Source organism: uncultured Acinetobacter sp. (assembly GCF_947626835.1).
Classification (GTDB): domain Bacteria; phylum Pseudomonadota; class Gammaproteobacteria; order Pseudomonadales; family Moraxellaceae; genus Acinetobacter.
Genome location: NZ_CANQTS010000007.1, coordinates 33,129 through 53,945 on the forward strand (window position 1 = coordinate 33,129; position 20,817 = coordinate 53,945).

Here is a 20,817-nt window from a genome sequence, read left to right on the forward strand (position 1 = left end):
GAAGAAAAAATGAGTCAAAGACTAAATAAAACACGGGGGCGTGCTGTGCATGTCCCCGTGTATAAAATACGATGGCGCCTAGTTTACCACAAGCGGGTAAAAAATTAACGATTCTGCCAAATGCTATAGGTACCCTTTTGACTTGATACATATAATTGTTGGTCAACACTACGTAACGAGCGCACTTCGCCTGAGGTTTTGGCGCGTCCAATCAAGTTACCGCTATTCGGATCAACCAGATGTAGTACACCATCTAAATCACCGACCACCAATTGATTGCCTAAAACAGCAGGGTTACTTAAACGACGATTGAGCAACTGCTCATTTTGCCACAGTTGTTGACCTGTAGTGATATCATAGGCTGTGAGTTGACCGCCACTTTGAGCCACAAAAACTTTGTTATCAAAAATAACTGGGCTACGTAAGCTTGATGCATCTTCACTCCAAATCACTTGTTGTGAAGCCAAATCCATAGCCGTAAGTTGACCTTGATAACTGGTGCTAATTAAGTAACGTCCTGCGACTACAGGCTCACCATCAATATCATTTAAACGCTGAATATCAGAGCGGCCATCATTAATTGATACACGGCGCTGTAATTGTGGAATACCAGTTACTGTATCAATCACATACACATAACTATTTGCCCAAGCCACCAATACAGTACGTGGATCAACCGCGACCGGTGCTGCTGTACCACGCATGCTAAAGTCGACTTTTGGCAAATTATAGGTCCAAATTTGCTGACCAGTGCTGATGTCGTGTGCAAATACAGTCCCATCATTGGCCAAAGTAATGACACGACCTGCTTGAATCAAGGAGGGTGCAAGTACTGCACTACTGAGTTGGCTTTGCCATTTGGTTTGACCGGTGGCTTGATCAAGTGCAAACAATTGACCTTTTTTATTGGCCACCACTACAATACCTTCGCCAGCGACAGCACCAGCACTAATGCCAGCTTTAGAGATTTTACTTTGCCAAATACGTTGCTTGCCTTGATAGGCTGTCACTTCACCTTTAGGGTCGGCAGCAAAGACCTGACCTTGGGCTAAACCCAACTGTAAACGTAGTGGGTCAACTGCATTGGTTGCAGCCACACTATAGTTGGCAATAGCAACCAAACTGCTTGAAGCAGAAATTTTAGGTAATGGACTTGGCTTTTGTTCTGCAACCTTAATGGCTTTATTTGAACAACCGACCAAAGCCAAACTCAGTAGGCCCAAAGCCAATGGCGCTTTATAATTCATTTTCATTGAGGCTCATCCATTTTCATCTCTAAAACAGGGCGTTCGATTTCAGGATCATCAACTAAAACACCCACACTTTCGAGTTTAATTTGTAAAATTTGACGTTCTTGTTGACGTTCTAATAAACCATCCCATGCGCTCATATAGGCTTTTTTGGCATTTTCAATATCGTTTTTTGCCACATAAACATCACCACGCGCTTCATCTGCGGTGGCTTTAAAGGCAGGATCAGTGACTGCGCTTAAGCTTTTTAAGGCAGTATCAAATTTATCTTGTGCCAATTGGCTATACGCTAGACGCAATTTAACCACATGAATAAGGCCTTGGTCATCGACTTTGGCATTTTCAACTTTCATTAAGGCTTTTTCAGCAGTGGCATAATCGTTACGCTCAAATGCCAATTTTGCCAACATTAATTGTGTTTGAATGGCTTGGACTGAATCTGGATAATTTTTGACGATTTCATCAGCCGTTTTGGTCAAGCTGTTCCAAGCATTGTCATCTTTAACATCCACTGTGGCAGCCTGATCCATGAGCTGCTGAACCTTGGCAGTTTGCAGCTGTGCTTCGCCTTGCTGCTTATTCTGCCAATAGGTCCAACCAGAATAGGCAATCAGCGCAATTAAAACCCCAGAAATCACAGTTGAACTGTACTTTTTGGTGTTGTTTTTTAAGCTATTAAGTTGTTCTTCATCACTTAGTGCGCTCATGTGATTACCCTATTCCTTATATTATTGTGAAGAAAGTTGTTCAAGCATAAATGGGACAATCGCCTCGACTGCCACTTCACTTTGCTCGGCAGTTGCAAGCTGTTTAAACAATACTTGCTTAGCTTCCCATTCGCGATCACCACAGATCAAGGCATACACTGCACCTGATTGATCGGCTTTTTTCATTTGTGACTTCATTGAGCCTTGTGAACCTACTTTAAGACGTAGATTTGAGCCTACTGCTTCAAGTTGGTCACGAATCTGTTCTGCCAACACTAAAGCTTTGCCTTGTGCAGCAGGTTCAGACACCAAGAATACGTCACAATCACGCACAAGACTGGTTTGTTCTACTTGTTCAAGTAACAATAACAAACGTTCCATCCCCATGGCAAAACCCACCGCAGGCACGGATTGATCTGCTTTGCCTTTGAGCTGACCGACTAAACCATCGTAACGACCACCGGCACAGACTGTGCCTTGTGAACCTAAATGGGTCGTGGTCCATTCAAATACCGTTTTGTTGTAGTAGTCTAAACCACGTACCAATTTTTGATTGATAACAAAGCTCACCCCAGCATCGCTCAAATATTGTTGTAACTGAGCAAAATGCGCCAGAGTTTCTTCACCCATAAAATCATGTAATTTTGGCGCGTTTTCTAAAATGCTTTGGGTTTTAGCATCTTTAGAATCCAAAATACGTAACGGGTTTGTGGTTAAACGACGCTGTGAATCTTCGTCTAAATCGGCTTTATGCGCTTCTAAGAAATCAACCAAAGCCGCGCGATAAGCAGCACGCTCATCTGACTCGCCCAAGGTATTGAGTTCTAGCTGAACTTTGTCGCTCACCCCCATACGCTTCCACAAGCGCGCAGTCATTAAAATCAATTCTGCGTCCATATCTGGTGTGGCAACACCAAACGTTTCTACACCAAACTGATGGAACTGACGGTAGCGACCTTTTTGTGGTTTTTCATAACGGAACATGGGGCCAACATACCATACACGAGGGGTCGCCCCGCGCAGTAAGTTATGTTCGAGCATGGCACGTACACAACCTGCTGTCCCTTCAGGACGCAAAGTTAATGACTCAGGTGGGTTACCTTTGTCTAAGAAGGTGTACATTTCTTTTTCAACGATATCGGTGGCATCACCAATCGAACGTTTAAACAAATTAGTTTGTTCAACAATCGGTAAACGGATTTGTTGATAGCCATACGCATCCATCAAACTGGATAAATGCTGCTCTAGACGGCGCCATGCAGGTGTTTGCGTTGGCAAAATGTCGTTAAAACCTTTAATTGCTACAATTGAACTCATGATTTACTCAGAAAAACTTGTACGAATAATTTCTTTGGCTTTGGCATCTTCCAGCTCAATCACGCGTTGACGCACCATCGTTTCGATTTCGTCAACCAACTGTGCTGTGTCAATCAAATGGCTTTTTTCGCCATTACGATAAACCAAAGAACGTGGCGCTGCACCCACTACACCAATATCAGCTTCTTTGGCTTCACCCGGACCATTGACTTTACAACCAATGACCGAAACATCCATTGGGGTACGAATATCTTCAAGACGCTCTTCAAGCTGCTGCATCACCGAAATCACGTTAAATTCTTGACGTGAGCAACTTGGGCAGGCAATGAAGTTAATCCCATTTGAACGCAAGCTCAATGATTTTAAGATATCAAAACCAATTTTAATTTCTTCTTCAGGCTCAGCCGCCAATGAAATACGCATGGTATCGCCAATGCCTTCCATTAACAAACCACCTAAGGCGATGGCAGATTTTACCGAACCTGTGCGGTAAATTCCGGCTTCGGTTACACCTAAATGCAGTGGATTATCAATTTGTTGTGACAACAAACGATACGCATCCATGGTTAAAAACACATTCGATGCTTTAACCGATACTTTAAATTCATGGAAATTTAAACGATCTAAAATATCAATATGACGCATCGCAGATTCAAGCAAAGCTTGACCAGTTGGCTCACCATATTTTTTTTGAATGTCTTTTTCAAGCGAGCCGGCATTCACACCAATACGCATCGAAATATCATGGTGACGTGCAGCAGCCACCACTTCACGAATTTTGGCTTCTGAACCAATATTACCCGGGTTAATGCGTAGACAATCGGCACCAAAATCAGCCACCGCTAAGGCAATTTTATAATCAAAATGAATGTCGGCCACCAAAGGTACATTCACTTGCTTACGAATTTCACCAAAGGCTGCGGCAGCTTCCATGCTCGGTACAGACACCCGCATGATATCGGCACCAGCATCCACGCAGCGCTGGATTTGCGCAATCGTCGCGGCCACATCACAGGTTTCTGTGTTGGTCATACTTTGAATGCTAATCGGGGCATCACCACCGACATATACCGAACCGACGCGAATCTTACGCGTTGCACGGCGCTGAATTGGATTGACGATCATGATCTTTACCTTATGCCTTAACGTGACAGACGGAATTCTGCTTTGCCATTAACTGTATATGGCGACAATGAAATATTTTCATTGTTTAAATTTAATGACACCGCAGTTGCATCATCTAGACGAATCTGAAATGGTGCTTCACCGCTAATGGTCGCGGTATTGGCTTGACGACCAGTGAGTAATACTTTACCGGTTGAATCCACAATATGTACCGAGGTTGGACGATTAAAGCTTAATGCCAACTGATCGCCCGTTGAAGCGACTGTTGAACCATCGAGTGATAACACCTCAACTGCACTTTCAGGCTCGAGTGCTTCAGGTTCATCACTACGATTTTTAAGTGCTGCGATAGCAGCCCACAATACAATCACCACTGCCACAGCAATAGCGCTACGCTTTAACCATTTACGGTTACGGTCACGGTTGGAACCTGGCAATTTACCCATAATTTTAATGGGCGAATTATCTAAAGCGTGATTCGGCAATAAACCTGTGTCATTGGCATAGATTTCATCAAAACGTTGAATAATGTTATTGGCATCCACCTTTAAAAACTTAGCATAACTGCGATAATAACCCTTAATAAAGGTTGCTTCAGGCAATGCCTTGTATTGGTCTTTTTCCAATGCAGCTAAGGTTTTTTCAGGAATATTTAAGGCTTTAGCGATATCCGCTAACTCACGTTTTTGATTGATACGAACTTGACGTAAGTACTCACCTGGACGTTGTACATTTCCTAATGCGTTTGGAACTGTGCTTGAACCAGTCGATTGCGATGAATTAGGATTTATTTCCATACGGCCTCAGTACTGTACTGTAATTGCAGATAACGTTGGTATTCTTGACTATTTGGGAACAAGGCGCGCATTTGATTGACTAAGGCCTGCTGCCCTAGTGAATCATTGTTGGCACGCGCAATACGTATTCCAAGCCAAAGCGCGCGTGAACTTTGATTATTTGAGCCGACACGATGTACAAATTGTTCATACAATTGCGTCGCACTCGCATATTGTTCACGTAAATAAAAAATTTCAGCTAACTCTAACATTGAAATTGTCGAATCACGATTGACAGACAAGGCTTGTTTGAATGTTTTTTCAGCATTCACCACATCGTCTTTGCGTAAATAAACCCGACCTAAATTTTCAAGTGCTAAGTAGCGCTGCTCATAACCCAGCGCAGCGCCTGCAATTGTCAGCTGCTCAATTGCATCATCATAACGCCCTAAACGATACAAATAAGTACCATAATTATTACGTGCCTGAGCATTATCAGCATCACTGCTAATGGCACGTTTAAAGTAAGTTTCCGCTTTTTCTAAATTGATCGGGCTGCCTTCTTGTTGCAGCAAGATTCCCATCATCATATTGGCGTTACTGTCACGCGCATCATATTCTAAGGCTTGATCAAGTGAACGCTTGGCCGCGTCTAAATCACCATTACGCAAATGCTCACCAGCCAGTTGGGTGCGCACTTGAATGGATTTAACTGGATCTTTTTTATAGGGTGTGGAGGAAGCCGTGGTTTGACAACCGGTTAAGATTGCTGTCGTTACAAGCATCAGGCCTAAGCTTAGGTATTGATTTATTGTCTTTGTCACCACGTTGTTCCCCCTTATTCAATTATCCTTGCGAACGCATAATCTCGTTTTGCGCTGCAACTTTCTTTTTCCATTGTTCGGCACGGCGTGTACGGTCGGCCACTTGACCGACCAATTGACCACATGCGGCATCAATATCATCACCACGGGTCTGACGAATCGTACACACAAAACCAGCATCAGACAAAGTTTTTTGGAATGCAATAATACGATTTCGGCTTGAACGACCATATGGTGCATGCGGGAATGGGTTAAATGGAATTAAATTGATTTTACTTGGTAAGTCTTTTAACAACTTAATCATTTGCTGTGCATGTTCAGGTTTATCATTTACGCCATCTAACATCACATATTCAATAGTCACGTGTTTACGTGAGCTTTCATTGCCGTCTTTGGCAATATAACGCTGACATGCAGCAATCAATTGCTCTAATGGATATTTTTTATTAATAGGTACAAGTTCATTACGCAATTCATCATTTGGCGCATGTAATGAAATGGCTAAAGCTACATCAATATCTTTCACCATTTGGTCAATTTTAGGCACTACACCTGAAGTTGACAAAGTGACACGACGTTTAGACATACCATACGCGAAGTCATCCAGCATGGTACGCATTGAGTTTAAAACAGCATCGTAGTTGAGCAATGGTTCGCCCATGCCCATCATCACCACGTTCGTCACCGAGCGCTCACGCTCAAGTACAGGCACATCTTCCATATACGAGTAATTGGCCATCCATAACTGACCAATAATTTCAGCTTGGTTTAAGTCACGTTGGAAACCTTGTTTGCCCGTTGAGCAAAACGAACAATCCAGCGCACAGCCCACTTGTGATGAAATACACAAAGTACGACGCAAGCCACTGCGGTGTTCAGCAGGAATCAAAACCGTTTCAACCAAAGAGCCTTCACCATCACCGACACGGAACACCCATTTACGGGTACCGTCTTTAGAATAGTTTTTGTGCACCACTTCTGGAGCTTTAATCTCAGCAATTTTTTCTAATTTTTCGCGTAATTTACCCGAAATATTGGTCATTTCGGCAAAATCAGTCACAAAGAATTGGTGAATCCATTTCATCACCTGACCGGCGCGAAACTTCTTCTCTCCCATGTCCTCAAAGAATTTTTCCATTTGTGGACGTGACATGCCCAGTAAATTCACTTTTTCCACCGGTGTATGCGTCTGAATAGACGTAGATTGTTGCTTTTCATCAAGATGTGCAGATGAAGCGACCACTTCAGTACTCATGTGTAATTACCTAGATCATGCGTTTATAGAGGAAGAGATGTTCAAGAAGTGAACAAATTAAATTTCAGGAATAAAAAAACCAGATAAGTATAATAACACTTATCTGGTTTGAATACTGCGTATTAACGAGTACGTGGAGCAATCTCAGTTTGCGCGAAGAAGTAGTTCACTTCACGGTCAGCAGATGCTACAGAGTCAGAACCGTGAGCAGCGTTTTCGTCGATGCTTACAGCGAAGTCAGCGCGGATAGTACCAGGAGCAGCTTCTTTAGGGTTAGTCGCGCCTAGGATGTCACGGTGAGCAAGAACAGCGTTTTCGCCTTCAAGAACTGAAACAACAACTGGACCTGAAGTCATGAAAGCAACTAGGTCAGCAAAGAAACCACGTTCTTTGTGCTCAGCGTAGAAGCCTTCAGCTTCAGCTTGAGTTAAGTGTTTCATTTTAGTTGCAACGATTTGAAGACCCGCTTTTTCAAAACGAGCGAAGATTTCGCCTACAACGTTTTTAGCAACTGCGTCTGGTTTTACGATAGATAAAGTACGTTCAATCGCCATGATAGGCTCCTTAAGTCAAATTGACATGAAAATTTTGCGCATTATACCCAATAATAGGCGGTGTTCTGCGCTTAATCTGTAAAAAAAATGCTTTTTTTCGTACTGATTAACGTGCTTCGTCAATCCAAGCCATCTGAATCGCTTCTAATAAGCCTTCTGTTGATTTGTCTGGATTGTCTTCAAACTCAGGTAAAGCACAAATCCATGCATGTAAATCGGTAAAACGAATCCACTGTGGGTCCACATCTGGATGTGCTTCATACAATTCAATTGCAATATCAATGGTGTCGGTCCAACGTAAGCCCATAACTCATCCTAAATCAATATGTGTGCTTACTTTAGCAAATTTTATGTTACAGCAGCACTGCAAAATACGGTGCGCATAGAATAATTAATCCCCCCACCGCTGCACCAATTAATGCACCCACCATGACATCGCTTGGATAATGTAAGCCCAAAATCATGCGCGATAATACCACTAAAACTGTAAAAGGTAACATCAGCAATAATAGTAACGGTTCAATATAGCCAATGACGGTGGTGGCTAACACCGCATGTAAGGTATGCCCTGAGGGAAAACTAAAGTGATCCAGTGGTCGCTCCCCTAAACGAATCACTTGATGCACCTGATAAGGCCGTGGACGAATGGTTTTGGCTTTTAAAATTTTATAAATTACCGTACCTACTAGGGTACCAAGCAAAACATAGACAATGCTGAAGCTAAAGTCCCAACCACGAACCCACCATGCCAAGGCCAACATGGTGTACCAAAAAGGGCCATCGCCTAAGCGGCTAATGGCACGAAAAAAGTAACAAATTTTGTGTGAGTGGGAAAAATGATTTAAATACAAACATCCTTTTAAATCCATGGCTAATATTCTTATTTTGGCACGTTTAAAATTCATCTGCTTCCCCTGATTGGCGAGGATGGCTAGGTGTGCATGACACTCTCCCGAGCCACACGATACAAGGCGTGTTCAAACTGTTTAACTGGATGATCCCAACCAATTTGAGCAGCCAGTTGACAGGCTTGACGTCCCATGTGCTGTAAAGTTTTATTATTGGGTAATTGTTGTATAAATTGGCAAAAGCCGTGTTGATCCCCAAGCGGTGCTAACCACCCCATATAATGATGCTTCACATATAAATGTGCTGCGGCATAATCGTAAGCAATCACAGGTAAACCACTGGCCATGGCTTCTAATACCACATTGCCAAAAGTTTCCACTTGACTGGCAAATACAAACACATCACAGCTTGCATAAACAGTTGCAAGTTCTGTAGCGTATAAGTTACCGGTAAATATAATGTTACTGTCTGCGGCCAAAGCCAACAGTTCTTGGCGCTGCGGCCCATCGCCTACAATCACCAACTTCACCGCCTGCCCTGCAGCCTGCATTTGCTTATAAGTTTGAATAATCAGTGGGATTTCTTTTTCAGGCGATAAACGTCCCACATATAACAAGACCCGCGTATCAGGCTGTGCACCCCATTTTTGCCGTAAGCGTTCAGAGCGCAATTCAGGTTTAAAATGTTCGACATCTACCCCACGCCCCACCACCGTCAACGGACAGGTCACACCAAAATCACGTAAGGCTTTTTCGGTATCGTGACTAGGTACACAGGTAAGTGCAGTATTGTTATGAAACCAGCGTAAATACGTTTGAATAGGTTTGACCAAAAAAGCTAAATCAAAAAAACGGCTAAAATCTTGAAAAGGTGAATGAAAGCCACTTGAGATGGGAATATTTTTGGCTTTTGCTGCATGTAACAACGCCAAGCCCAATGGCCCTTCGGTCACAATATGCACCACATCGGGCATAAATTCTTCTAAAGCTTGATTGACCTTTTGCATTTGCGGTAAGCCAAATTGCAAAGTCGGATAGCGCGGAATAGTCTGTGCTTTGACTAAACATTCTTTATTAGGCACAAAACTCGCCACTGTGCTGCGTTGCTCAGGACGAATCAGTAAAATTTTATGACCTTGTTTTTGTAAACCTTGACTTAAATGCAATAAAGAATGTGCTACGCCATTGACCTCGGGCGGCCATGTTTCTGTCACGATTGCAATTTTAAGTCGGGGTCGCACTAACGCTTGTAAAACAGTGATTTCATCGGCGAAATTATGATGCTGTTGTTTTAAATAAAATTTAAAGCTATCCGGAAAATCTTGTTGTTTTAACAGGCTGCCAATACCGGTGTGTTCCATCATGCACCTAGCCAATTCTGTCTATTTTTCCGCTAGCATAGCCCTGTTTTGTGACAGTTTAATGTCCTGTGCTTTAATCCGTTACAGCATGCAACAAACCATTTTTGACTTTAAAGCGCTGTGTACCAAAATGAACTTCTTGTTTAACTGCATCTACATACGGTGTACCTTGCAGTTTTTCCAGCGCTGCTGCACGTTGAAATTGCGCAGTTTTAGGGTTATATATCCAATATAAATAATTTTGATCGTTTTCATTCTCAGCCAGTGTTGCAGCTTTTAACGCCAAGTCAAAATAGCCATCAAAATTTAAATCGATATATTGCATTTGACTTGCGTCAGCATTAAAGCCCACCAAACTTTGGTAGAGTTGTTGATTGCTGCGTTGTAATACATCTACGCGTTGAATAAGGTTGTGACCATAAAATTTAAAATTAAAAGTTGGACGATTCGCAACATAGATTAATGGCTGAAAATGGATTTTTCTTTGCCAACCATCGAGTAACAATTGGCTACTCATACTACCTAATTTAGAATTTAGCTCACCTTTGAGTTGCAAATCTGGCTGCTCAGCATTGCTGCCTTTTAGCTCAATAGCATTGCCTTTTTGTAAGCCACTCAGTTGATAATCTTGATTTAACACTTGATCATGCAAACGTGCGCTTGGGTTCCAAATGCCCGATTTAAGCTCTAAAAAATAACGTCCATCTTCTGACATCATGACTCGATGCACAGGTACATAAATGCTTTTTAATTCTGTATTAATATCATTGGCAGATGCCGTTGAGGTTAAAGCCAAAACAGGTAAAGCAAGTACAAGTGATTGTATCAGCAAATGTTTTTTCATGATTTAACCTCAAAATAGTTAGATTGGGAGAAAGCTAATTTAGCATAAGATTCGCTATAAATAGTGAAGTAAAACTTAATCTTTTTATTGTCTTCACTAACATTTAAGTAACCTTATTAATCAAGCTACTTTTTAACTTCCATTGTTCAATATCAACATCAACCCGATAAAAATTGATATTGTTATCTGAGCAAATTTTTCTTAATTCTTCAAATTTCGGAATGATATGATCTTCAACCTTCTCACCCGACATTTGATATTTTCTGCGCTGATCAACGTACACATTTTTGCCTATATATAATTCCACAAAGGCATCTTGAGGAACCTCGATAGTGTAAATAGGTCTTGTACCTAAAGAAATTCTTTTCCAAATTTGTCCATCAACTATCTTTTCTCGACTATATGGAGAATGATAAGAAAATTTTGCCGGATAAATATTTTTTACAACTCGAACTTCCTCCTCATAAGCCCAATATAAAGATTTATACAAAAAAGCTCTTTTACATAAATCCTCATACTTTTGTTTATCAATATCAATTGCTTCTGCTATCTGCTGTATTTCGTATTGAGTCAATTCAATGGGATTTTTAGGTGCGGTCGCTAAATAGATGATTTCACCACGTTGTGCGGGAATCATAAATTTTTCAATATCTTCTAGGCCTGCTTTTTGTGTATCTATCCCAATGACAACACCTTTATAACTATCTGCATAATGTGACCACATCAAAGGATTAAGTGGTGCACGAGTTAAGGATAAAACACCAAATCGCCTAGAAAATTTATCTTTGCATTGTTGAATAAATCTATCAGAAGAAATACCTTCTATATCAGATTGAATCACCCCCAAAGCAGTTCCTTCAAACGGATCATTAAAATCCTCTAAATGAGAAAAACCCAAAGACTTAGTTTTTAAAATAGTTAAAGCTGCTTCAAAACTTACATATTTATATAAAATCATTTTTATAATCCAATAAAAAAACCTCGTTTACACGAGGGTCTTTGTAGCATTTAAAATCTGCTAGATCAAAGAATTAGTTCTTTTCTTTTTCTATGATTTTGTTTGCTTGAATCTATGGTATGAGCAAGCTCAGAACACTGTTCTAAGTGAAGCGCAAGGAATGAAAAGCACTGCTTTTCAATTTGTGAGGCACGAAGTTTCTTATGTAAAAAACCCACTCAAATTGAGTGGGTTTTCGCATTCAAATCAATTGATTTAAGAAATTAGTTTTTCTCTTTATCAACGATTTTGTTTGCTTGAATCCATGGCATCATTGCACGAAGTTTGTTACCAGTTACTTCGATACCGTGAGCAGCATTTTGACGACGACGAGCAGTCATAGAAGGGTAGTTTAAAGCACCTTCGTTGATGAACATCTTCGCGTATTCACCAGATTGAATACGTTTAAGTGCATTACGCATAGCTTCACGAGATTGTTCGTTGATTACTTCAGTACCAGTAACATATTCGCCGTATTCAGCGTTGTTAGATACAGAGTAGTTCATGTCCGCGATACCGCCTTCGAACATTAAGTCAACGATCAATTTAAGTTCGTGTAGACATTCAAAATACGCCATTTCTGGAGCATAACCAGCTTCAACCAAAGTTTCGAAGCCCATTTTAACAAGTTCAACAGCACCACCACAAAGAACTGCTTGCTCACCAAAAAGGTCAGTTTCAGTTTCTTCACGGAATGAAGTTTCGATGATACCTGTACGGCCGCCACCAACACCTGAAGCGTAAGATAAAGCAACGTTACGCGCGTTACCAGAAGCATCTTGGTGAATCGCGATAAGATCAGGAACACCTGAACCACGTTGGTATTCAGAACGTACTGTGTGACCCGGTGCTTTAGGCGCAACCATGATTACGTCAAGGTCAGCACGTGGCACAACTTGGTTGTAAAGAACAGAGAAGCCATGAGCAAACGCTAAAGTAGCACCTTGCTTGATGTTTGGCTCAATCTCGTCACGGTAAAGTGAAGATTGGAATTCATCCGGAGTTAAGATCATCACTACGTCAGCTTGCGCTACAGCAGCAGCAACTTCAGCAACTTTAAGACCAGAATTTTCAGCTTTTTTCCAAGAAGTAGAGTTAGCACGTAAGCCAACAGTTACGTCTACGCCAGAATCTTTAAGGTTAAGCGCATGCGCGTGACCTTGTGAACCGTAACCAATGATCGCTACTTTCTTGCTTTGGATGATAGATAAATCACAGTCTTTATCGTAAAAAATTTGCATTGCTGTCTCCGCTTGAATGCTTTGTTCCTCATGGCTTAACCGTTTGCGCTGAAGTTAAGCCTCTCCTAGTTGTATAGGTTTGTATTGAGGTTGTCAAAAAAATGTTTCGTTAAATTAGATTGTTAAAACTTTTTCGCCACGCGCGATACCCGATACGCCAGAACGCACAACTTCTAAGATTGTGTTTTCAGCTAAGGCATCAATAAAACCGTCGATTTTCTCGGTTGTACCTGCGATTTGAATGGTGTAAGTGGTTGGTGTGACATCAACCACTTGCGCACGGAAAATATCTGCGGTGCGTTTAATTTCATCACGCGCTGAACCCAATGCTTTGACTTTAATCAGCATCAATTCACGTTCGATGTGTGGACCTTCAGACAAATCAACCACTTTAACCACTTCAACCAATTTGTTGAGTTGTTTAGTGATTTGCTCAATCTTATGGTCGTCGCCATAGGTGGTGAGGGTTAAACGTGAAAGTGTTGGGTCTTCGGTTGGAGCAACGTTTAACGTCTCAATGTTATAACCACGTTGAGAAAATAAACCCACTAAACGAGAAAGCGCACCTGCTTCGTTTTCAACTAAGACAGAAATAATGTGTCTCATGCTGTACGCTCCCCTTTACCTAACCACATATCTTTCATTGATTGACCGGCAATCAGCATTGGATATACATGCTCAGTACGGTCAACAGTTACGTTAATAAATACGCACTTGTCGTTAATCGCCATGGCTTCTGCAAGCTTGCTTTCAAGCTCATCGGCATGGTCAATTTGAATACCGACGTGACCGTATGCTTCCATCAATTTTGCAAAGTCAGGTAAAGACTCTACATATGAGCTTGAGTGACGACCTTCATAGTTCATGTCTTGCCACTGTTTTACCATACCTAAAGCACGGTTGTTTAAGCACAAGATTTTGACATTTAAGCCGTATTGCTTACAGGTAGAAAGCTCTTGGATACACATCTGAATCGATGCTTCACCGGTAATACACACCACTTGCTGTTCAGGGAAAGCAAGTTTTGCCGCCATTGCGTATGGTAAACCTACGCCCATGGTGCCTAAGCCACCTGAGTTGATCCATTGACGCGGACGACGATATTTGTAGTACATCGCACCAAACATTTGATGCTGACCTACGTCAGAAGTAATAATGGCTTGACCATTGGTCACGCGGTCTAATGCTTCAACCACTTGTTGTGGCTTCATGCTACCGTCAGTTGGAAGGTCGTATTTTAAACCGTGAACTTGACGCCATTCATTAATCTGTTTCCACCAATCAGCAAGTGCTTCTGGATTTGGTTTAGACACATTTAATTGTTTTAACTGCGCCAACATTTCATTGAGTACTGGCTCAACCGCGCCCACAATTGGAATGTGCGCCATAATGGTTTTTGAAATGGTTGCAGGGTCAATATCAATATGAATGACTTTAGCGTTTGGACAGAATTTTGCAGGGTTATTGGTCACACGGTCATCAAAACGCGCGCCAATACACAAGATTACATCTGCATTATGCATGGTCATATTGGCTTCGTATGTGCCATGCATACCGAGCATACCGATGAATTGTTCATCGTTACCCGGGAATGCACCAAGACCCATTAAGGTATTGGTCACAGGGAAACCTAAAATATGCGCAAGTTCAGTCAATTGCTCAGAAGCATTTCCTTGAACTACACCACCGCCTGTATAAATTACAGGGCGTTTAGCATTTAATAATTCTTCAATCGCTTTACGGATTTGACCTGAATGACCACGGTGTGGTGGTTGATACGAACGCATCTTCACTTTTTCAGGGTATTCGTAAGCAAATTTTTCTGCAGGATTGGTTGCATCTTTTGGAATATCAACCACAACAGGACCCGGACGACCTGACGCTGCGATATAAAATGCTTTTTTAATAATGGCAGGAATTTCGCTGGCGTGACGCACTTGGAAGCTGTGTTTTACGATTGGGCGAGAAATACCGACCATATCGGTTTCTTGGAACGCATCCTCACCGATCAAATGGCTTGCAACCTGACCTGACAAAATCACCATTGGGATTGAGTCCATATAGGCAGTTGCAATTGGCGTTACAGTATTGGTCGCACCTGGACCTGATGTTACGAGAACAACACCAGTTTTACCTGTGACACGCGAATAAGCGTCGGCCATGTGACCTGCTGCTTGCTCATGACGTACGAGGTAATGATTGATTCTTTCTTGTTGAAAAAGCGCATCATAAATATGAAGTACTGCGCCGCCTGGATATCCAAAAACATGTTCAACGCCTTCGTCCGCTAATGCGCGAACAAGCATTTCACCACCAGATAAAAGTTCCAACGTGATTCACCCTAATATTTTTAAGATATACGATTTTTGTGACCGTATATACTTTCATTCATTCATTGTCTGCACTGTTATAGCACACATATTTCATAGTTTTGATAGCAATAAGAAAAAAATCTGATCCATTGGCTGTTTGAGCACTAAAGGATCTAAAACATGTTGGGATAAACATATTTTGTTGGCTTTGTGCATCTTCTCGGCTAGAGAAAACGTCCATTGCTAAGATGTATTCATTCGAAGGGTGATCGAATTCAGACATATAAAACTAAAGACAGCATTTTTGTAGTTTCAAACCACAAAGTCAAGTTGAAAAATTGGCTTTTTTTGCATTCACTGCCATGCGCTTAAAAAATAAACTTGTTGTGTATTTTTAATCCAATACTCTAACTATTTAAAATGACTCAGAAATTATTTTTTAATAATTTATTTATATGAATGATATAAATAAATATAATACCAAAACACAGTTATAAAAATTTTATGGCGCAGGCCATGACATCTAAAAAGCCATAATTGTTTAAATAAAATACGTTAAAATCAAAAATTATCATCTTACACATTGTGCTTTTGTTGTCATCAACCTGACAAGCTTAAGCTTTAACACTGTACATTATTGAAGGGGAAAATCATGGCTATTCAAACCATTCAGATTAAAAAATTACTGCTGATCACGGCGTTGATGTGCAATAGTTCTGCACTCATGGCGCAAAGTTTTTATAAATGGGTCGATCAACACGGTTCCACCCATTACACCACTACACCACCCCCTAAAAATGCCAAAAAGCTCTCTAAAGTGGACACCTATCATCATCCACAAAGTAAGGTGACTACGCCGGCACAACCAAGCAATCCAAGTCACAATACTCCACCTCAAGCTGCACCAAATCAAATGGATCAGCAGCAACAAGAAGCCAACGCAGCACTTGAGCAAGGCCGTACAAGTCTGTAAGGCAATTTTTGCCATGCTTAAAATTCACTTTTAGGTGCATTTTGCGCTATGCTGTGGCTTAAATTTTTAACCGTTCTTTTGTATTACGTATATGACTACTCACATTGACTCAGAATACCAAGCCAGTGCGATTGAGCCTCAAGTCCAACAAGACTGGGAATCGCACAAAGCCTTTAAAGTTGCCGACACTGTAGAAGGTCCACGTCGTTATATCCTCTCGATGTTCCCTTACCCAAGTGGCAAGCTGCATATGGGTCATGTGCGTAACTACACCATTGGTGACGTGATCAGCCGTTTTCATCGTTTAAAAGGTGAAACTGTGCTGCAACCTATGGGTTGGGATGCCTTTGGTTTACCTGCGGAAAATGCAGCGATTGCCCATCAAGTTGCGCCGGCAAAATGGACTTTTGAAAACATCGCTTATATGCGTGACCAACTGAAAAAGTTAGGTCTTGCAGTCGATTGGGATCGTGAATTTGCCACCTGTACACCAGAATACTACCGTTGGGAACAATGGTTATTTGTTCAGCTGTATAAAAAAGGTTTGATCTACCGTAAATTATCTACAGTGAACTGGGACCCAGTCGATCAAACTGTACTGGCTAACGAACAAGTTGAAAATGGTCGCGGTTGGCGTTCGGGTGCATTGGTTGAAAAACGTGATATTCCAATGTACTACTTCCGCATTACCGATTATGCGCAAGAATTATTAGACGATTTAGATACATTAAAAGACGGTTGGCCACAACAAGTCTTGACCATGCAACGTAACTGGATTGGTCGCTCACAGGGTATGGAAATCACCTTCCCTTCAGCAAATACCGATGTTTATGCAGATGGTTTAACTGTATTTACCACGCGTGCCGACACCTTAATGGGTGTGACTTATGTTGCAGTTGCAGCAGAACACCCAATGGCACTTAAAGCTGCTGAAACAAATCCAGAATTGGCAGCATTTATTGAAGAATGCCGTATGGGTTCAGTTGCCGAAGCGGATCTTGCCACTGCTGAGAAAAAAGGCATGGCAACAGGTTTGTTTGTAAAACACCCTGTAACAGGTGAAGAAGTTCCGGTTTGGATTGCCAACTATGTGTTGATGTCTTACGGTTCAGGTGCGGTGATGGCGGTTCCATCACACGATGAACGTGACTTCGAGTTTGCCAATAAATATGGCTTAAGCATTAAGCAAGTCATTAATGCCAAAGGCGCAGATGATGCAGACTTTGATGCAACAACTTGGCAAGAATGGTACGGCTCTAAAGAAGGTAAACTGGTTAATTCAGGTGAATTTGACGGTTTAGATTTTGAAGCGGCTTATGATGCATTCTTAGCAAAACTTGAACCACAAAGTCTTGCAAATGTAAAAGTTCAATTCCGTTTACGTGACTGGGGTGTATCTCGTCAGCGTTATTGGGGTTGTCCAATTCCAATGATTAACTGCCCAACCTGTGGTCAAGTGCCAGTACCTGAAGATCAACTTCCTGTAGTACTGCCAACTGACGTGGTGCCAGATGGTTCTGGTAACCCACTCAATAAAATGCCTGAGTTCTATGAAACCAAATGTCCAAGCTGTGGCGGCGACGCACGTCGTGAAACAGATACATTGGATACGTTTGTAGAATCATCTTGGTATTACGCGCGTTACGCATCGCCTGATTTTACTGGTGGTATGGTTGATCCTGCTGCAGGTCAAACGTGGTTGCCTGTGAACCAGTATATTGGTGGTGTAGAACATGCGATTCTACATTTACTTTATGCACGTTTCTTCCATAAACTCATGCGTGATGAAGGTGTAGTTCAAGGTAACGAACCATTCACTAATCTGTTAACTCAAGGTATGGTGCTTGCTGATACCTATTACCGTGAAGCAGATTCAGGTAAGAAAACGTGGTTTAACCCTGCGGATATCGAGTTAGAAAAAGACGAGAAAGGTCGTATCACGTCTGCCAAATATAAAGAAGATGGTTTAGATGTGATCGTTGGCGGTCAAGAAAAAATGTCGAAATCGAAAAACAACGGTATCGACCCTCAATCAATCATTGACCAATACGGCGCAGACACCGCTCGTGTATTCATGATGTTTGCGGCTCCACCTGATCAATCGCTTGAATGGTCTGACGCTGGTGTGGAAGGTGCAAACCGTTTCTTAAAACGTGTATGGCGTTTAACCACAAGCTTCCTTGAACAAGGCAACACTGCTGCAAATATCGACAAGGCTACGCTCTCTACTGCGGCACAAGATTTACGTCGTAAAACCCATGAAACCATCCAAAAAGTGGGTGATGACATCGAACGTCGTCATGCATTTAACACTGCCATTGCAGCGATGATGGAATTGCTTAACGCCAACAATAAGTTTGAAGCCAAAGATGATAATGACGTGGCTGTGGCACGTGAATCAATCACCACGCTATTAACTTTACTTGCCCCATTTGCACCACACTTAACCCAAACTTTATTGGCTGAGTTTGGAATTGAATTAACTTCTGCTCAATTCCCAAGCGTGGACGAATCTGCCTTAACACGTAATACCCAAACCATTGTGGTTCAAGTCAACGGTAAGTTACGTGGCAAATTAGAAGTGGCTGTAGACATCTCTAAAGATGACATTTTGGCATTGGCAAAAGCGTTGCCTGAAGTACAGCAATTTTTAACTGGTCCAACCAAGAAAGAAATCGTGGTACCAAACAAGTTAGTCAACTTGGTGGTTTAATCCTGCTCTTTCTGAGGATTTCACAATTCCCAAACAAAGCCCGTTGCCAGTCAACGGGCTTTGAATTTACAATCACCACAGAATTTAAACTCGATAACAGAGGACAACGCATGCATTTAGGCAAACGTTTAGCAGCAATTGTTTTAACTTGTGGTCTTGGTGCAAGCTTAACCGGTTGTGGTTTTCATTTAAAAGGCACCAATCCAAGTGTTGCGCCTGTGGCTTATCAAAAAATGAATCTTGTGTTACCCAATAACCCTGACAGTGACTTATTACAAGAAAAACTCGCCATTTATTTAGGCACAGCAGGCGTACAACTCAGCGATTCATCGGACGCTTATGTATTGCGTGTGTTGGACTATACTCCACGTCGTTTAGAACTCAATGGCAAACTGATTGAAGTATTATTGCGTTTAAATGTGACCTTTCGTATTGAAGATGCACAAGGCAATGCTTTAACCGAACCACGTACCGTGATTGCAACCCGTACCTATCAATATGACTTGGCGACCGTCAACACCGATGACCAAGAAAACAAATATTTAAATCAGGTGATGGTGGATGATGTGGCACAGCAAATTGTGCGCCAGATTTCATCTAACCGTTTACCTAAAACCCAAGCTGCTCAGTAATTTATGAAACTTGACTATCTGCAAGCCTTAAAACGTATTGAATCAGCGCGTGGCGCTTGGGTGCTGCATGGTCAAGAACCGCTGCTTGAACAAAATCTACTAGACGCTTTTCGTCGGCATTGGCAGGCTCAAGGTATTGAGCGGCAGCGTTATGATTTAAGCAATGTCGGCGATTGGAAAACTGTATTTAGTGCGCTTAATAGTTTGTCTTTATTTGCAACCCAACTGGCGATTGAAGTACATGGCAATATTAAGCCCGATGCCAGTGCCTTAAAACAGTTAGACAATTATTTATTGCAAGGTGACAGTAACGAAAATCTGTTGCTGATCGTGATGCCGAAGCAAGACAGTGCCAGTTTAAAAACTAAGTTTTTTCAAACCCTTGATGCCAATGGCACATTAGTGGCTTTAACCGCCAACTATGCGCAAGATCGGCAGCAAATTTTAAGCGTCGAAGCTGAAAAACTTGGTCTTAAACTGCATACAGATGCTTGGGCATGGTTAGAGGCGCATCACGAGCATAACTTACTGGCCGCTAAAAACAGTCTAATGCGAGTTGCTGATACCTTTGCTGAAGTTGAAACCATTGGCATTGCTGAACTGCAAGCTTGCTTACAAGATCAATCACGCTATAGCACCTTTGATTTAAGCGATGCGATGTTGCAAGGTGATCTTGCCCAAGCGATCAAAATTTTTCAGTATTTAGTCGCCTCAGGCGAAGCCATGACTTTAATTTTATGGAGTGTCAGTAAAGAAATGCGTTTGCTGATGCAACTATTTGAACAGCCGCATAACCCATTGCAATTGGGGATTTGGAAGACCAAAGTGGCCGTATACCAACAGGCATTACGCCGTTTAAATCCACAAGATTTTTTAACATGGCCAGATGTGTTATTACGTATTGATAGTGCGGTGAAAGGTTTAGGCCATGAAAATCCCGAACACTTGATTCAACAAGCCATTGCTTTGATCTGTGGACAGCGCTTATTTAACACGTAACAAATAAGAATGATTTTCGATTTGTGAAAAATATCCACGCTTTATCCTTATTTCAGACATATAATTTGAGCAATTTTTGGAACAAATCA

The 20,817-nt window shown here is 41.7% G+C and carries 20 protein-coding genes; 4 read left to right on the forward strand and 16 right to left on the reverse strand.

Annotated features, from left to right (window positions below):
• Nucleotides 1–104: 104 nt before the first annotated feature.
• From bamB to Q0Z55_RS05245, 16 genes are all read right to left on the reverse strand, one after another.
• On the reverse strand, nt 105–1,253 hold the full coding sequence (gene bamB, locus Q0Z55_RS05170; protein WP_297425128.1) for an outer membrane protein assembly factor BamB: 1,149 nt from the start codon (nt 1,251–1,253) through the stop codon (nt 105–107).
• Nucleotides 1,250–1,957 (reverse strand): tetratricopeptide repeat protein, encoded by a 708-nt coding sequence (locus Q0Z55_RS05175; RefSeq protein ID WP_297425131.1) that lies wholly within the window; start codon nt 1,955–1,957, stop codon nt 1,250–1,252. The genes bamB and Q0Z55_RS05175 overlap by 4 nt, the downstream gene beginning before the upstream one ends.
• Nucleotides 1,958–1,978: 21 nt before the next feature.
• Entirely contained in the window at nt 1,979–3,274 is a 1,296-nt protein-coding gene (hisS, locus tag Q0Z55_RS05180) for a histidine--tRNA ligase (protein WP_297425134.1), read from the reverse strand.
• A 3-nt stretch (nt 3,275–3,277) separates the two neighbouring features.
• Complete coding sequence (gene ispG, locus Q0Z55_RS05185; protein ID WP_297425136.1) at nt 3,278–4,399, reverse strand: flavodoxin-dependent (E)-4-hydroxy-3-methylbut-2-enyl-diphosphate synthase; 1,122 nt, start codon at nt 4,397–4,399, stop codon at nt 3,278–3,280.
• A gap of 17 nt (nt 4,400–4,416) precedes the next feature.
• Nucleotides 4,417–5,196 carry a RodZ domain-containing protein gene (locus Q0Z55_RS05190; protein ID WP_297425137.1) on the reverse strand — a complete coding sequence of 260 codons (780 nt, stop codon included), beginning with the start codon at nt 5,194–5,196 and terminating at the stop codon, nt 4,417–4,419.
• Nucleotides 5,187–5,960: a type IV pilus biogenesis/stability protein PilW gene (gene pilW, locus Q0Z55_RS05195; RefSeq protein ID WP_297425263.1), complete on the reverse strand. Its 774-nt coding sequence runs from the start codon at nt 5,958–5,960 to the stop codon at nt 5,187–5,189. The genes Q0Z55_RS05190 and pilW overlap by 10 nt, the downstream gene beginning before the upstream one ends.
• Nucleotides 5,961–6,021: 61 nt before the next feature.
• Nucleotides 6,022–7,254, reverse strand: coding sequence for a 23S rRNA (adenine(2503)-C(2))-methyltransferase RlmN (rlmN, locus tag Q0Z55_RS05200; protein WP_297425139.1), 1,233 nt, complete (start codon nt 7,252–7,254; stop codon nt 6,022–6,024).
• A 122-nt stretch (nt 7,255–7,376) separates the two neighbouring features.
• On the reverse strand, nt 7,377–7,808 hold the full coding sequence (ndk, locus tag Q0Z55_RS05205) for a nucleoside-diphosphate kinase (protein WP_297425142.1): 432 nt from the start codon (nt 7,806–7,808) through the stop codon (nt 7,377–7,379).
• A gap of 106 nt (nt 7,809–7,914) precedes the next feature.
• Nucleotides 7,915–8,115, reverse strand: a complete 201-nt coding sequence (gene iscX, locus Q0Z55_RS05210) for a Fe-S cluster assembly protein IscX (protein ID WP_297425145.1) — start codon at nt 8,113–8,115, stop codon at nt 7,915–7,917.
• A gap of 46 nt (nt 8,116–8,161) precedes the next feature.
• Entirely contained in the window at nt 8,162–8,713 is a 552-nt protein-coding gene (locus Q0Z55_RS05215; protein ID WP_297425148.1) for a phosphatase PAP2 family protein, read from the reverse strand.
• A 26-nt stretch (nt 8,714–8,739) separates the two neighbouring features.
• On the reverse strand, nt 8,740–10,017 hold the full coding sequence (locus Q0Z55_RS05220) for a glycosyltransferase family 1 protein (RefSeq protein ID WP_297425266.1): 1,278 nt from the start codon (nt 10,015–10,017) through the stop codon (nt 8,740–8,742).
• A 73-nt stretch (nt 10,018–10,090) separates the two neighbouring features.
• Nucleotides 10,091–10,861 (reverse strand): hypothetical protein, encoded by a 771-nt coding sequence (locus Q0Z55_RS05225; RefSeq protein WP_297425150.1) that lies wholly within the window; start codon nt 10,859–10,861, stop codon nt 10,091–10,093.
• Between the two features lie 103 nt (nt 10,862–10,964).
• Nucleotides 10,965–11,819, reverse strand: coding sequence for a DUF2971 domain-containing protein (locus tag Q0Z55_RS05230; protein ID WP_297425153.1), 855 nt, complete (start codon nt 11,817–11,819; stop codon nt 10,965–10,967).
• A gap of 263 nt (nt 11,820–12,082) precedes the next feature.
• Nucleotides 12,083–13,099 carry a ketol-acid reductoisomerase gene (gene ilvC, locus Q0Z55_RS05235; protein WP_297425156.1) on the reverse strand — a complete coding sequence of 339 codons (1,017 nt, stop codon included), beginning with the start codon at nt 13,097–13,099 and terminating at the stop codon, nt 12,083–12,085.
• A gap of 114 nt (nt 13,100–13,213) precedes the next feature.
• A complete protein-coding gene (gene ilvN / locus Q0Z55_RS05240; protein ID WP_297425159.1) occupies nt 13,214–13,705 on the reverse strand; it encodes an acetolactate synthase small subunit in 492 nt (163 codons plus the stop codon).
• The gene (locus tag Q0Z55_RS05245; RefSeq protein ID WP_297425161.1) at nt 13,702–15,429 is read right to left on the reverse strand and encodes an acetolactate synthase 3 large subunit; all 1,728 of its coding nucleotides are present in this window, start codon (nt 15,427–15,429) and stop codon (nt 13,702–13,704) included. The genes ilvN and Q0Z55_RS05245 overlap by 4 nt, the downstream gene beginning before the upstream one ends.
• Before the next feature lie 634 nt (nt 15,430–16,063).
• Here Q0Z55_RS05245 and Q0Z55_RS05250 point away from each other — a divergent pair.
• The 4 genes from Q0Z55_RS05250 to holA all read left to right on the forward strand — a co-directional run bounded on the left by Q0Z55_RS05250 (nt 16,064) and on the right by holA (nt 20,728).
• The gene (locus tag Q0Z55_RS05250; protein ID WP_297425164.1) at nt 16,064–16,384 is read left to right on the forward strand and encodes a DUF4124 domain-containing protein; all 321 of its coding nucleotides are present in this window, start codon (nt 16,064–16,066) and stop codon (nt 16,382–16,384) included.
• A 91-nt stretch (nt 16,385–16,475) separates the two neighbouring features.
• Nucleotides 16,476–19,097, forward strand: a complete 2,622-nt coding sequence (gene leuS / locus Q0Z55_RS05255) for a leucine--tRNA ligase (RefSeq protein ID WP_297425167.1) — start codon at nt 16,476–16,478, stop codon at nt 19,095–19,097.
• A 110-nt stretch (nt 19,098–19,207) separates the two neighbouring features.
• The gene (lptE, locus tag Q0Z55_RS05260) at nt 19,208–19,729 is read left to right on the forward strand and encodes an LPS assembly lipoprotein LptE (RefSeq protein ID WP_297425170.1); all 522 of its coding nucleotides are present in this window, start codon (nt 19,208–19,210) and stop codon (nt 19,727–19,729) included.
• Nucleotides 19,730–19,732: 3 nt separating this feature from the next.
• Nucleotides 19,733–20,728: a DNA polymerase III subunit delta gene (holA, locus tag Q0Z55_RS05265; RefSeq protein ID WP_297425173.1), complete on the forward strand. Its 996-nt coding sequence runs from the start codon at nt 19,733–19,735 to the stop codon at nt 20,726–20,728.
• Nucleotides 20,729–20,817: the final 89 nt, after the last annotated feature.

Excerpts from the sequence above, each read along its gene's own strand:
- iscX (WP_297425145.1), bottom strand. The coding sequence starts at position 8,115 with ATGGGCTTACGTTGGACCGACACCATTGATATTGCAATTGAATTGTAT.
- pilW (WP_297425263.1), bottom strand. The coding sequence starts at position 5,960 with ATGCTTGTAACGACAGCAATCTTAACCGGTTGTCAAACCACGGCTTCC.
- ilvC (WP_297425156.1), bottom strand. The coding sequence starts at position 13,099 with ATGCAAATTTTTTACGATAAAGACTGTGATTTATCTATCATCCAAAGC.
- Q0Z55_RS05190 (WP_297425137.1), bottom strand. The coding sequence starts at position 5,196 with ATGGAAATAAATCCTAATTCATCGCAATCGACTGGTTCAAGCACAGTT.
- leuS (WP_297425167.1), top strand. The coding sequence starts at position 16,476 with ATGACTACTCACATTGACTCAGAATACCAAGCCAGTGCGATTGAGCCT.
- ndk (WP_297425142.1), bottom strand. The coding sequence starts at position 7,808 with ATGGCGATTGAACGTACTTTATCTATCGTAAAACCAGACGCAGTTGCT.
- ispG (WP_297425136.1), bottom strand. The coding sequence starts at position 4,399 with ATGATCGTCAATCCAATTCAGCGCCGTGCAACGCGTAAGATTCGCGTC.
- rlmN (WP_297425139.1), bottom strand. The coding sequence starts at position 7,254 with ATGAGTACTGAAGTGGTCGCTTCATCTGCACATCTTGATGAAAAGCAA.
- Q0Z55_RS05215 (WP_297425148.1), bottom strand. The coding sequence starts at position 8,713 with ATGAATTTTAAACGTGCCAAAATAAGAATATTAGCCATGGATTTAAAA.
- Q0Z55_RS05220 (WP_297425266.1), bottom strand. The coding sequence starts at position 10,017 with ATGGAACACACCGGTATTGGCAGCCTGTTAAAACAACAAGATTTTCCG.
- hisS (WP_297425134.1), bottom strand. The coding sequence starts at position 3,274 with ATGAGTTCAATTGTAGCAATTAAAGGTTTTAACGACATTTTGCCAACG.
- holA (WP_297425173.1), top strand. The coding sequence starts at position 19,733 with ATGAAACTTGACTATCTGCAAGCCTTAAAACGTATTGAATCAGCGCGT.
- Q0Z55_RS05225 (WP_297425150.1), bottom strand. The coding sequence starts at position 10,861 with ATGAAAAAACATTTGCTGATACAATCACTTGTACTTGCTTTACCTGTT.
- bamB (WP_297425128.1), bottom strand. The coding sequence starts at position 1,253 with ATGAAAATGAATTATAAAGCGCCATTGGCTTTGGGCCTACTGAGTTTG.
- Q0Z55_RS05250 (WP_297425164.1), top strand. The coding sequence starts at position 16,064 with ATGGCTATTCAAACCATTCAGATTAAAAAATTACTGCTGATCACGGCG.
- Q0Z55_RS05230 (WP_297425153.1), bottom strand. The coding sequence starts at position 11,819 with ATGATTTTATATAAATATGTAAGTTTTGAAGCAGCTTTAACTATTTTA.
- Q0Z55_RS05175 (WP_297425131.1), bottom strand. The coding sequence starts at position 1,957 with ATGAGCGCACTAAGTGATGAAGAACAACTTAATAGCTTAAAAAACAAC.
- ilvN (WP_297425159.1), bottom strand. The coding sequence starts at position 13,705 with ATGAGACACATTATTTCTGTCTTAGTTGAAAACGAAGCAGGTGCGCTT.
- lptE (WP_297425170.1), top strand. The coding sequence starts at position 19,208 with ATGCATTTAGGCAAACGTTTAGCAGCAATTGTTTTAACTTGTGGTCTT.